This is a genomic window from Mesorhizobium sp. M0598 (assembly GCF_040320865.1).
Classification (GTDB): Bacteria; Pseudomonadota; Alphaproteobacteria; order Rhizobiales; family Rhizobiaceae; genus Mesorhizobium.
This window is the reverse complement of sequence record NZ_JAMYQL010000007.1, coordinates 181732-193649: the sequence shown is the minus strand read 5'-3', so window position 1 is coordinate 193649 and position 11918 is coordinate 181732. Positions and strand designations below refer to the sequence as shown.

Sequence of the window (11918 nt, the reverse complement as noted above, 5' to 3'; positions counted from 1 at the left end):
GGGAGATTGGCAGCTTCGGTGCGCCGTTCACTCCTGCGACGTTTAGAGATTGGCGAAAGCGGCAGTGACAACCGATCTCCCCCTGGAGGCGGAGATGTCCGGCAGGACAGAGGGGGGCGCTGTCCCGCCGGCGTTTCCTACCGATCCTTCACCGTCTCCATCGCGACAAACGTAGAGGTCTGGGCTACGTGCGGCAGGGCGGAGATGCGCTCGCCGAGCACGCGGCGGTAGGCGGCGATGTCGGTGGTGCGGACCTTCAGCAGATAGTCGAAGCTCGATGCCATCATGTGGCACTGCTCGATCTCCGGCACCGCCTGCACGGCGCGGTTGAAGGCGTCGAGCGCGGCCGAGCGGGTGTCGGACAGTTTCACCTGGACGAAGGCGACATGGCCTTCGCCCATGCGCTCACGGTCGATGATCGCCTGGTAGCCCCTGATGAAGCCGTCCTTCTCCAGCCGTTTGACTCGTGCCTGCACCGGCGTCTTCGACAGGCCGACTTTCGCCGCCAGTTCCGACATGGAAAGCCGGCCATTGCTGCCCAGAGCCGACAGGATGTTCCTGTCGATCCGGTCCAATTGGTCTTCTGTCACTGGATTCCTGGTCGAATTGGAGGTGATCAGTCCTAATGATAGATCGATCGATCTGTTCTGTCGACTTCTTTGGACCGACTGCAATCCCTACTTATGTTAGCTTGCGCCGTTCGGTCCGGTGACCGCCGGCCCGCTCCCTTATGCTCGCTCTACAGGACCGCCATGCCAGCGCTCGACACCATCCGCCAGCAAATCCGTGCCAATTATTTGCCCGACGAAGACCAGGCGGTGAAGCGGCTGGCCGAGGCGGCCGGGCTGTCCGCGCAAGACCGCAACGCGATTTCGGCCCGTGCCGCCGATCTAGTGCGCGCGGTGCGCGGCTCGTCCGATCCGCGGCTGATGGAGGTCTTCCTGTCCGCCTATGGCCTCTCGACCAAGGAGGGCGTGGCGCTGATGTGCCTGGCCGAGGCGCTGCTGCGCGTGCCCGACACCGAGACGATGGACGACCTCATCGCCGACAAGATCGCGCCGCACGACTGGTCGGCGCATTCGGGCGGCTCGAGCTCGATCTTCATCAATGCGTCGACCTGGGCGCTGATGCTGACCGGTCGCGTGCTCGACGAGGGCGAGGGCGGCATCGAAGGCACGCTGCGCGCCATGGTGCGCCGGCTCGGCGAGCCGGTCATCCGCAAGGCGGTGGCGGCGGCGATGCGCGAGATGGGCGAGCAGTTCGTGCTCGGCCGCACCATTGCCGAGGCGGTCAGGCGCGGCCGACCGATGACGCAGAAGGGCTATCTCTATTCTTTCGACATGCTGGGCGAGGCGGCCCGCACCGAGGCCGACGCGCTGCGCTACCTCAAGGCCTATGCCGATGCCGTCTCTTCGCTCGATGCCGGCGCCAACGGCCCCGACATCCGCCAGAACCACGGCATTTCGGTAAAACTGTCGGCGCTGCATCCGCGCTATGAAGTGACGCAGAAGGAAACGATGCTGCCCGTCATGGCCGAGCGGCTGCTGTCGCTGGCGCTGGCGGCGCGCCATTCGCGCATGGGCCTCAACATCGACGCCGAGGAGGCCGACCGCCTCGACCTGTCGCTCGACGTCATCGAACGGGTACTGGCCGAACCGGAGCTTGCCGGCTGGAACGGCTTTGGCGTCGTCGTGCAGGCCTACGGTCCGCGCGCGGCCTTCACCATCGACTGGCTCAATGAGCTGGCGAGGAAATACGACCGCAGCATCATGGTGCGGCTGGTCAAGGGCGCCTATTGGGACACCGAGATCAAGCGGGCGCAGACGCTCGGGCTCGACGGCTATCCGGTTTTTACCCGCAAAGCCAATACCGACGTCTCCTACCTGGCCTGCGCGAAGAAGCTTTTGTCGATGACCGACCGGATCTACCCGCAATTCGCCACCCACAACGCCCACACCGTCGCCGCCATCCTGTCGATGACGACGGACCGCGATACGTTCGAGTTCCAGCGGCTGCACGGCATGGGCGAGGCGCTGCATGAGACGGTGCGGCGGGCCGAAGGCACGCGCTGCCGCATCTATGCGCCGGTCGGCGCGCATTCCGACCTGCTCGCCTATTTGGTCCGCCGGCTGCTGGAGAACGGCGCCAATTCCTCCTTTGTCCACCAGCTTACCGATGAAGAGGTCGAGCCCGAGGACATCGCCCGCGACCCGATCGACACGATGGAGAAACAAGGCCCCGCCGCCAATCCGGCGATCGTGCCGCCGTCGGCGATCTTTGGCCCCGGCCGGCGCAATTCCAAGGGCTTCGATATCACCGACACGCTGACGCTGGCTGCGATCGACAAGGCGAGGGCCGAGTTCGCCGGGCCGGAGCGCTGGCACGCCAAGCCGGTCAGCCGCGCCGCCGGCTACGGCAAGCAGCGTCCGGTGGTCAATCCGGCAAAACCTTCCGAAGTGGTCGGCACGGTCAGCGAGGCCGGCGCCAAGCAGGTCGAGACCGCCGTGCGCATCGCCGTCGAGGCACAACCGGCATGGGCAAGACGCCCGGTCGCCGAGCGTGCCGCCATCCTCAACCGCACGGCTGATCTCTACGAAGCCAATGCCGTCGAGTTTTTCGCGCTTGCCAGCCGCGAGGCCGGCAAGTCGCTCGCCGACGGCGTTGCCGAGGTGCGCGAGGCGGTCGATTTCCTGCGCTACTATGCGGCCGAGGCCGCCAATGCCGAGGCGGGCACCGAGGCGCGCGGCGCCATCGCCTGCATCTCGCCGTGGAATTTTCCGCTCGCCATCTTCACCGGCCAGATTGCAGCGGCACTCGTCACCGGCAATTCGGTGATCGCCAAGCCAGCCGAACAGACGCCGCTGATCGCCTTCCGCGCTGTCCAGCTGCTGCGCGAGGCCGGCGTGCCGGAAGATATCATCCAGCTTCTGCCCGGCGACGGCCCCACGGTCGGCGGCCCGCTGACCGCCGATCCGCGCATTGCCGGCGTCTGCTTCACCGGCTCGACCGAGGTCGCCAAGCTGATCGAAAAGCAGCTCGCCGACACCGCCGCGCCTGACGCCATGCTGATTGCCGAGACCGGCGGCCTCAACGCCATGATCGTCGATTCCACCGCACTTCCCGAACAGGCGGTGCGCGACATCCTCGCCTCCGCCTTCCAGAGCGCCGGCCAGCGCTGCTCGGCATTGCGCATTCTCTACGTCCAGAAGGACGTCGAGAAGAAGATGCTTGAGATGCTGAAAGGCGCGATGGAAGCGCTCAGCCTCGGCGACCCGTGGCGGATCTCGACCGATGTCGGCCCGGTCATCGATGACGAGGCGCAAGCGTCGATCCGTGACTATTGCACCAAAATGGGCCTGCAGGGCCGGCTGATCGCCAAGCTCGAAGCGCCGAAGGACGGCCGCTTCGTCGCCCCGCACGTCTTTCGGGTCAAGGGCATCGAGGAGTTGGAGCGCGAGGTGTTCGGCCCCGTGCTGCATGTCGCCACCTTCGATGCCGACGAGATCGATGCGGTGATCGCTGCGATCAACCGCAAAGGCTATGGCCTGACCTTTGGCCTGCACACCCGCATCGAAGGCCGCGCCCAGCATTTCGTCGATGGCATCCATGCCGGCAACATCTACGTCAACCGCAACCAGATCGGCGCCGTCGTCGGCGCGCAGCCGTTCGGCGGCGAGGGCCTTTCCGGCACCGGGCCGAAGGCCGGCGGCCCACATTATCTTCGACGCTTCCGCAAGGGACCGGAGGCCGGCACCCATCTTGCCGAAGGCCGCAAGGTGACGGCGACCGAGCTCGCCGACAATCTGCCGGACCCGGCGTTTGGCGGCTGGTCGACGCGGCCGGATCGCGTCGCCATCCTGAGGAAACATCTGCGCGGCAAGGGCGCCGCGGCTATCGGCACTGCCGCCGGCATCGATTTCGGCCAGGTCGATCTGCCCGGGCCGACCGGCGAGGCCAACACGCTGTCGCTGTCGCCGCGCGGGCGCGTGCTGTGTCTGGGTCCCGACGCGGATACGCTGCTTGCGCAGACGATCCAGGCGCTGGCCGCCGGCAATGCCGTGCTCGCCGTCGCACCCGGCGCGCCGGCGGCACTTTCATCATTGACCGGCAAGGGCCTGCCGCTCGCGGCGATCGATGGGCGGCCGGACCCGGTCGAAGCGCGCTCGCTGCGGGTCGATGTCGTCGCCTTTTCCGGCACGCCCGAGGCCGCGCGCATCGTGCGCAAGGTCATCGCCGAGCGCGCCGGCCCGATCGTGCCGCTGATCAGCGAAGTCTATTATCCGGCCGCCTACGCCCACGAGCGCGCCGTCTGCGTCGACACCACGGCGGCGGGCGGCAATGCCAGCCTGCTGGCCGCGGCCTGAGGGTTTCGCCAGGGCTCGCGTGTCGCGGGCAGGCGGCGCCAACTGGTGCCGGCATGGGGACGATCGCTACCTGATACCGAGCGGCACCTCGAACTGCCAGGCCGAGCGACCGGCTCCGTCTGGAATAGGGGGAAAGGGAGAAGCCCGGCGGACTGCGTCGAGTGCGGCCTTGTCCAGCGCGGCAACACCCGAACTGCCCGTCAGCCTGGCCGACCGGACGCTGCCGTTCGAGCCGACGGTAAAGGCAACCGTAGCTGTGCCGGTGGCGCGCGTGCGTGTCGAATTGAAGGCCCGCACCAGTTTTGACCTGATCTTGCCGGGATAGTTCGTGACGGCTGCATTGCCGATGCCTGATTTGCCGCCCCTGCTGGCGGTCAGGATCTTGCCGTCCTTCTTGCCGTCGGCCATGCCGCGCGCGACATCCGTTTCGTCGCGGCCGCCGGAGCCGGTCTTTTTCTTCTTGGAATCGGCTTTCGCAAGTGCCTTGCTCGCCTTCCTGCGCAGGGCCGGCTTTTCAGGCTCGTTTGGTTCGGCCTTCCTGGCCGGCTTGTTCTTTGCGGTTGCCTTCTTCGGCTGCTTGGGCTCCGGCCTGTCCGGCTTCGGTTCTTCCGCCGCGCCGACTGTCTCGGTCGTCTGAACTGTTTCGGCTGGCTTCGGATCGGCTGGTGCCGGTGCGCTTGTCTCGGCAGGCTCGGCCGTTTCGGCCGCACCGACTGGCGGCGGCACGGCATTGTCGTCGGCAGGCACCAGCCTGTCGGTCACAAGAACGTCGGGCGATGGGTCCTGGCGCGCCGGCTGCGCGGGTGCTGGTTCGGTGCGATCGGCAGGCGCAGCAGTTTCCGTGGCGGCCTCGTTGACCGGCTCAACCACTTCTTTGTCCGATGTCTCCGCCGCATCGGTGGCCGGCTGGAGCGTCTCCTCTGCCGCGGCCACCTGCGCCTCGACCGTTTCGACCGGCTTGGCGTCCAGCATGGTCACCATCGTCACGTTGGCGACGTCCGGGTCGTCTGCGGCATCGCCGGCTGCCTGCTGCGGGTCGGCGCCGAGCAGCATTTCGCCTTGCTGGTCGGCACCTTCGATCCTTGGCCGGTCGTCCGCCAGCGTGAGGAAGGCCAGCGCCACCGCCACGTGGAATGCGCAAGAGCAGGCGATCGCGACCGTCCAGTTGCGGCGCCGCTGCATCTTTCGGGTCTGCCGCAATGGCTCCGCAGGCACCGTCGGCAAGTCGCCGTCGGCATCGGCGATGTAACTGTCTTCCGGCCTGTCGCGCGGCGAAACAAGCAGCGCCCCGCGCGGGATGGCGAAATCCGGATCGTCCGGTTCCGGCGGCAGGAAACCGGCCAATGGCCACGCGACGGGGTTTCGTGCGAATGCGGGTTCCGGTCCCAAAATTCAGACCCCGAAGGCGATGCCGGTCCTGGTCTGCGTCTTCAGCCCGCGCATGCAGGCATTCGGCTCGGCGCCGGCGCATTCCGTGGCGCTGTTGATCAACACGCGGCTGACCTTGCCGCAATCCGTGCCGGCAAGATCGAAACGCGTCACCTTGGTCTTGCCTGCCGGCAGCTCCTTGAAGTCGAGCACGGTCAGCCGGTCGACGACGCCGGCCTCGTTGAACAGCGCGATCTCGAACGCCGCCTTGGAAAGACCGGCGCCGAGATTGTTGGTGACGACGAAGGTCAGGCGGCAGCCCTTGTCGGAGGGCTGCGCGCCATTGAGCTCGAGGATCAGCGCCGGTGCTTGCTGTTGTGTCCACGCCGGAGCCGCAACAAGCGACATTGCCAGCGCCGCGGCGAACAGACGAAGGGATGCTGTCACGCCTTGCCTCATCGTCAGCCTCCAAACCTCATCGTCGCCGCCAGCTTCAGGGTGACGCCGGGCTCGTAGACGACGCTCGTCGTCGATGCGTTCAGCGGGTTGGCGTATTTGACGTCGAACAGATTGTCGGCGCGGAAATCGACCTTGAAATTGTCGGTCGTCTGGTAGCTGGCGAAGGCATTGACCAGCGTATAGTCCTTGGCCACCGGGTTGCCCTGCGGCTTGCCGTTGTACTGCACCTCGCCGCCGATGGTCAGCCTGTCCTCGAGGAAGCGAAAGCCGAGTTGCCCGGTGATCTGGGAGGAGGGGACGGTGACAAGGTCTGCCCGTTCGCCTTCATAGGAAATCGTGTGGCCATCGGTGAACGACGCCGAAAGCCCGGCAAAGCCCCAGGCGGCATCATAGACGCCCTCCATCTCGAAGCCGTGGATCTTGGCCTTGGCGAAATTCTGATACTGGAAGCAGATCGGTATGCCCGGACCGAACGGGCAGCCGCTGGTCGGGTCGAACGCCGAGAGCGTCACGCCGTCGATGTAGTCATCGACATTGTTGTTGAAATAGGCCGCCTTCAGCCGCAGCGCGTCATCAGCCTCAATGACGCCGTTGGTGCTGTAATTGACGCCAAACTCCACGGTCTTGCCGGTTTCGGGCTTGAGATTGGGATTGGGGAGGAACGGGAAGCTGACGCCTGCCGGATGGTTGCCGCTGATCAGGGTCTCCGACAGCGATGGAGAACGATAGCCTTCCGCGTAGGTGCCGTAGAATTGCAGTCCGGAAAGGCTGGCGCTTTCGAAGGGCGACACGCCCACCGTGATGCGTGGCGACAGCCGGTCACCCGAGGTTTCGCCGACATCGCTGTCGAGCTTGTAGCTGTCGTAGCGCAGCCCGGCGATGACCTCGAGCCAGTCCCAGGTGACCTTGTCCTGGACGTAGGCGCCGGAGACGTTTCTATCGCCCGAGGGCGTGTAGAAACTGTCGCCGCCTGCCGTGCCGCCCGTGTCGACATCGTCGCCGACCCAGTCGCCGCCATAGGTCAGCTCATGCGCGATGCCCAGGGTCTCGAACCTCGACGTGTTCCAAATGTCGATGCCGGAGGTGCCGATGTCGAACGTCGATTTCGAACCCGCCGGCAAAACCACGGGCAGACCGGTGACCGGATCAAACCGGTTTTGCGCGACAAGGGTCGTCAGATCGAGCTTGGTCTCGTTGTAGGATGCGTTGATGTGGAGGTCGAGCCAGCTCTTGTCTTCGTCGGTGATGTTGTAGCGGGCCGTGAAGGTATTCGCCTTCAGGTCGGCGTCGTTCACCGGCGCGCTGCCGCTGGTCTCGGTCCATCCGTCGTTCGAGCCGATCCAGCCCAGCTTCAGCTCGCTGTTTTCGCTGGGGCGGATGGTCGTCTTGAGGAGGCCGCTCAAGACGTCGAAGCCGGTGCCCGCTACAGTGTCGCCGCCGCCATGCTTGTAGTCGTCATAGTCGCGGTAGACGATATTGCCGAGCACGTCCCAGTTCTCGTTGATCCGATAGGCGCCGGTGGCGCTGGTGGTCCAGCCTTCGCCGTTGGTTTCGTAGCGCCCGGTCGCGGATGCCGCCCAGGTCTCGTCGGGCCTGAGGAAATCCTGCGCATCCTTGGTGTCGAAAAATACGACGCCGCCGATCGCCCCGGAGCCGTAGGTGTTGGCGACCGGGCCGCGGATCACATCGACGGATTTGATCAGTTCGGGATCGATGTAGAAGGTCGATTGCGTGCCATGATCCGAGCGCTGGAAATTCTGGCGGGCGCCGTCGACGATGACGGAGACGCGGCCGAAATCCTGCAGGCCGCGGATGTTGATGCTGGAACTGACACGCCTTGCGTCGGCCTGGACGGCGACACCCGGCACACCGAACAGCATTTCGTTGGGCGTCGTCGCCATGCGGCGCTCGAGCTGTTCCTCGTCGACATGGCTGGCTGAAGCAAGCGACTCGATCGCCGTCTCGCCGGTACGGCTGAGGATCAGGATCTTGTCGAGCAGTGTGGTACCCGCCGGGGCCGGCTTTACCTTTTCGGGCTGTTGAGACGGGTCAGTCTGCTGCTGGTCGGCTGCCGGTTGGGCGGCCTGCTGGGCGCCGGCCGGTGTGGCGAGCAGCGGGATCGCCGCCGCGCCGGCCAGCAACGCGGCCATTTTGCTTGTCATAGAACAATGTGTCAGGCCGCTGCCCGCCAGCCGTCCCCAATTCGCCAACCCCATGCTGCAACTCCAAGAATCCATGTTCGATGCTGGCTGGCTTGGGGCTCGCTGGCATTTTTCATCGTCCGGCGTCTTAAATGTTGACTCATTTACTCCGGTATTGCACTGCTAGATAACATGATCATTCGAGTCAAGAATTGAATCGGCATTTCACGCAGGCGCCGAGCCAGATGCCAGGCACAGGAAAGGGATCGAACCCATGAACACGCACAATCCCAGCGACTTTCGCTATCGCGTCCGCCGTTCCGACGAAAATTCCGTCCGTTTCGACCGGGTCCAATCGGCCGTGAGAACGCTGTCCAGCAACACGCTGTTCCAGGGCGAGCACGAGATCGGCATCGAGCATCATGGTGCGCTGTACCGGCTGAAGATCACCCGGCAGGGCAAGCTCATCCTCAACAAGTAGGTGGCAGAAATGGACCAGCGCGTAAAACCCGCCCCGCACGAGATCCGGCGGGCACGGGCAGACAATCCGAAAATGCGCGAGCGCGACCTCGCCGCCCAGCTCGGTATTTCGGAGGCCGAACTGGTCGCCGCGCATTGCGGCGACGGCGTCGTGCGCGTCGAGCCGCGTGTCAACGACCTTTTGACTGGCCTCGAAGCTGTCGGTGAGGTGATGGCGCTGACCCGCAACGAAAGCGCGGTGCACGAGAAGATCGGCGTCTACGACAAGGTCGTCACCGGTAATCACAATGCCATGGTGCTCGGCGAAAATATCGACCTGCGTATTTTCCCAAAAGTTTGGGCGCACGGCTTTGCCGTGGAAAAGCGCGACGGCGCCGACATCCGCCGCAGCCTGCAGTTCTTCGACACCGCAGGCGAGGCGGTACACAAGGTGCATCTCAGGCCAGCCTCCAACCTTTACGCCTATCAGAAACTGATGGCCGGGCTGGAATCGCCGAACCAGGAGCCGGCGGTGGCGATTTCAGCGGGCACGGCTGACGAGACCGAGACCGCGGACAATTCGGCGAGCGTCGACGATCTGCGCAACCGCTGGAGCCAGCTGACCGACGTGCACCAGTTCTTCGGCATGCTGAAGACACTGAAGATCAGCCGCCGACAGGCGGTGCGAATGGTCGGCCAGGACTACGCCTGGCTGGTCGACAAGGATGCGGTGAGCGCCATGTTCCATCACGCCGCTGCCGGTGCCATGCCGATCATGTGCTTTGTCGGCAATCGCGGCTGCATCCAGATCCATTCCGGCCCCGTCGCCTCGATCAAGCCGATGGGACCATGGCTCAACGTGCTCGACGAGACCTTCCATCTGCACCTGCGGACCGACCACATCGATGAGGTCTGGGCCGTGCGCAAGCCGACCAAGGACGGCTATGTCACGTCGCTCGAAGTCTATGGCGCCGACGGCAAGATGATCATCCAGTTCTTCGGTAAGCGGCATGAAGGCGAAAGCGAGCGCGAAGACTGGCGCTTTCTGGCCGAAAACCTGCCGCGTATCCCAAGCCCGACCGCAGCCTGAGGAAAACGACGATGGTTCTTTTCTCCAGGCTGGCATCGGTCTCCAGGTCGGCGCCTGGTCCTGTGGCCGCTGTTTTCCTGGCCTTCGCCACGCTGATGCCGGCTCAAGCCGCCGAGGGCATCGCGACTTTCGCCGATCGCTCGAGGATCGTGGCTATTGGTGGCTCGATCACCGAGATCGTCTACGCGCTCGGCGAACAGGATCGCCTTGTCGCACGCGATTCGACCAGCCGCTATCCGCAAGCGGCGGTGGAACTGCCGGATATCGGCTACATGCGCCAGCTATCGCCGGAGGGTGTGCTCTCGGTCAATCCGTCGGGCATATTGGCCCTGCACGGCAGCGGACCGAAGGAAGCCGTCGACGTCTTGAAGAAATCGAGCATCCCGTTCATCGAGGTGACCGAGCGCTATGATAATCAAGGCATTCTCGAAAAGATCCACATCGTCGGCAAGGCGCTCGGCACCGAGGCCAAGGCCGATGCGCTGGCGGCCCAGATAGACGCCAAGCTGAAGGCAGCCGAAAAGCAGACCGCCTCGATCAAGGATCGCAAGCGCGTCCTGTTCGTGCTGTCGATGCAGGGCGGCAAGCTGCTTGCCGCCGGCAGCGACACCGCCGCCGACGGCATCATCAAGCTTTCGGGCGGCATCAACGCCGTCGACGGCTTTGCCGGCTACAAGCAATTGTCGGACGAGGCGGTCATCACCGCCAGGCCCGACGTGATCCTGATGATGAACAATGCGGGGTCGGCCACCGCGGATGACGAATTGTTTTCGAACCCCGCCGTGGCTTCGACGCCGGCGGGTGCCGCCCGCAAGCTGATCCGCATGGACGGCGGCTATCTGCTCGGGTTCGGCCCGCGCACGGCCGACGCCATCCACGACCTCGCCGTCTCGCTCTATGGCGGCCAGGTCACGGATTGAGCGCGATGGCCGATCATTCGATCGCCGGTGCGGCGGGCATCATGGCGATGGCAGCCGAGGGTGACCGTTCGCGGCCCGCCCGCCTCGTCATCGTGCTGCTCTGCGTCGGGCTGGCTATCGCCGTGCTGTTGTCGCTGACCTCCGGCGCATCCGATGCCTCGGCCATCGGCGTCATGCATGACTGGCTGTTCGGCGCGTTGCCCGGCGACGCGGCGTTGAGCGCCCGCGACCGCCTGATCATCCATGACATCCGTCTGCCGCGCGTCGTTCTGGGCGTGCTGATCGGCGCATCGCTTGCCGTCTCCGGTGCCGTCATGCAGGGCTTGTTCCGCAATCCGCTGGCCGACCCAGGCCTGATCGGCGTTTCGGCCGGATCGAGCCTCGGTGCGGTCGCCGTCATCGTGCTTGGCTCGACCATGCTGGCGCCGCTGACTACGGCGCTCGGCACGCTGGCTCTGCCGCTGGCTGCGTTCTGCGGCGGGTTGGCGACGACATTGCTGCTCTATCAGGTCGCCACGCGACAAGGTCAAACATCGGTCGCCACCATGCTGCTCGCCGGCATCGCGCTGGCAGCGCTTGCCATGGCGCTGACCGGCATCCTGATCTTCATGGCCGACGACCGGCAATTGCGCGACCTGACCTTTTGGCAGCTCGGCTCGCTGGGCGGAGCAACCTGGCAGAAGATCGGCTCCGTCGGGCCGGTCATCGTGCTGGCGCTGGCGGCAATGCCGTTCCTGGCGCGCGGCCTCAACGCGCTGGCGCTCGGCGAGGCCACGGCCGGCCATCTCGGCATTCCGGTGCAGCGGCTGAAATACACCGCGATCGTCGGCGTCTCGGCAGCGGTCGGCGCGTCGGTCGCCGTCAGCGGCGGCATCGGCTTCGTCGGCATCGTCGTGCCGCATCTGCTGCGTCTGCTGATCGGCCCCGACAACCGTTACCTGCTGCCGGCATCGGCCCTGCTTGGTGCGGCGCTGCTGCTTTTGGCCGACGCCGTCGCCCGCACCATCGTCGCGCCGGCCGAATTGCCGATCGGCATCGTCACCGCTGTCGCCGGTGCGCCGTTCTTCCTGTGGATCCTGCTGCGCAAGCGCGGCGTCATCGACCTGTGAAAGTTTGC

At 65.4% G+C, this 11918-nt stretch carries 9 protein-coding genes; 5 read left to right on the top strand and 4 right to left on the bottom strand.

Translation table 11 applies throughout. The annotated features are described in order from the left end of the window. Positions 1-137: 137 nt before the first annotated feature. A complete protein-coding gene (locus NKI59_RS12450) occupies positions 138-590 on the bottom strand; it encodes an Lrp/AsnC family transcriptional regulator (protein WP_023676441.1) in 453 nt (150 codons plus the stop codon). 162 nt (positions 591-752) lie between these two features. On the opposite strand from NKI59_RS12450, the gene putA reads away from it, so the two are divergent. Further along, the gene (gene putA, locus NKI59_RS12445) at positions 753-4364 is read left to right on the top strand and encodes a bifunctional proline dehydrogenase/L-glutamate gamma-semialdehyde dehydrogenase PutA (protein ID WP_352704532.1); all 3612 of its coding nucleotides are present in this window, start codon (positions 753-755) and stop codon (positions 4362-4364) included. A 66-nt stretch (positions 4365-4430) separates the two neighbouring features. Here putA and NKI59_RS12440 read toward each other — a convergent pair whose 3' ends face one another. Genes NKI59_RS12440 through NKI59_RS12430 form a run of 3 tightly spaced genes read right to left on the bottom strand, consistent with a single transcriptional unit; the run spans position 4431 to position 8407 of the window. Further along, the gene (locus tag NKI59_RS12440) at positions 4431-5708 is read right to left on the bottom strand and encodes an energy transducer TonB family protein (protein WP_352704530.1); all 1278 of its coding nucleotides are present in this window, start codon (positions 5706-5708) and stop codon (positions 4431-4433) included. Positions 5709-5756: 48 nt separating this feature from the next. Beyond that, complete coding sequence (locus tag NKI59_RS12435; RefSeq protein WP_502901050.1) at positions 5757-6191, bottom strand: hypothetical protein; 435 nt, start codon at positions 6189-6191, stop codon at positions 5757-5759. Positions 6192-6193: 2 nt separating this feature from the next. Then, entirely contained in the window at positions 6194-8407 is a 2214-nt protein-coding gene (locus NKI59_RS12430) for a TonB-dependent hemoglobin/transferrin/lactoferrin family receptor (RefSeq protein ID WP_502901049.1), read from the bottom strand. Between the two features lie 199 nt (positions 8408-8606). Between NKI59_RS12430 and hemP the strand changes: the two genes are divergently transcribed. Genes hemP through NKI59_RS12410 form a run of 4 tightly spaced genes read left to right on the top strand, consistent with a single transcriptional unit; the run spans position 8607 to position 11910 of the window. Next, positions 8607-8813, top strand: a complete 207-nt coding sequence (gene hemP / locus NKI59_RS12425; protein WP_352451949.1) for a hemin uptake protein HemP — start codon at positions 8607-8609, stop codon at positions 8811-8813. A 9-nt stretch (positions 8814-8822) separates the two neighbouring features. Further along, the gene (locus NKI59_RS12420; RefSeq protein WP_352704526.1) at positions 8823-9881 is read left to right on the top strand and encodes a hemin-degrading factor; all 1059 of its coding nucleotides are present in this window, start codon (positions 8823-8825) and stop codon (positions 9879-9881) included. An 11-nt stretch (positions 9882-9892) separates the two neighbouring features. Next, the gene (locus tag NKI59_RS12415; RefSeq protein WP_352704524.1) at positions 9893-10801 is read left to right on the top strand and encodes a heme/hemin ABC transporter substrate-binding protein; all 909 of its coding nucleotides are present in this window, start codon (positions 9893-9895) and stop codon (positions 10799-10801) included. A 5-nt stretch (positions 10802-10806) separates the two neighbouring features. Continuing rightward, on the top strand, positions 10807-11910 hold the full coding sequence (locus NKI59_RS12410; RefSeq protein ID WP_352704522.1) for a FecCD family ABC transporter permease: 1104 nt from the start codon (positions 10807-10809) through the stop codon (positions 11908-11910). The last annotated feature ends 8 nt before the right edge of the window (positions 11911-11918 follow it).

Excerpts from the sequence above, each read along its gene's own strand:
- NKI59_RS12410 (WP_352704522.1), top strand. The coding sequence starts at position 10,807 with ATGGCCGATCATTCGATCGCCGGTGCGGCGGGCATCATGGCGATGGCA.
- NKI59_RS12435 (WP_502901050.1), bottom strand. The coding sequence starts at position 6,191 with ATGAGGCAAGGCGTGACAGCATCCCTTCGTCTGTTCGCCGCGGCGCTG.
- NKI59_RS12430 (WP_502901049.1), bottom strand. The coding sequence starts at position 8,407 with ATGGGGTTGGCGAATTGGGGACGGCTGGCGGGCAGCGGCCTGACACAT.
- NKI59_RS12420 (WP_352704526.1), top strand. The coding sequence starts at position 8,823 with ATGGACCAGCGCGTAAAACCCGCCCCGCACGAGATCCGGCGGGCACGG.
- putA (WP_352704532.1), top strand. The coding sequence starts at position 753 with ATGCCAGCGCTCGACACCATCCGCCAGCAAATCCGTGCCAATTATTTG.
- hemP (WP_352451949.1), top strand. The coding sequence starts at position 8,607 with ATGAACACGCACAATCCCAGCGACTTTCGCTATCGCGTCCGCCGTTCC.
- NKI59_RS12415 (WP_352704524.1), top strand. The coding sequence starts at position 9,893 with ATGGTTCTTTTCTCCAGGCTGGCATCGGTCTCCAGGTCGGCGCCTGGT.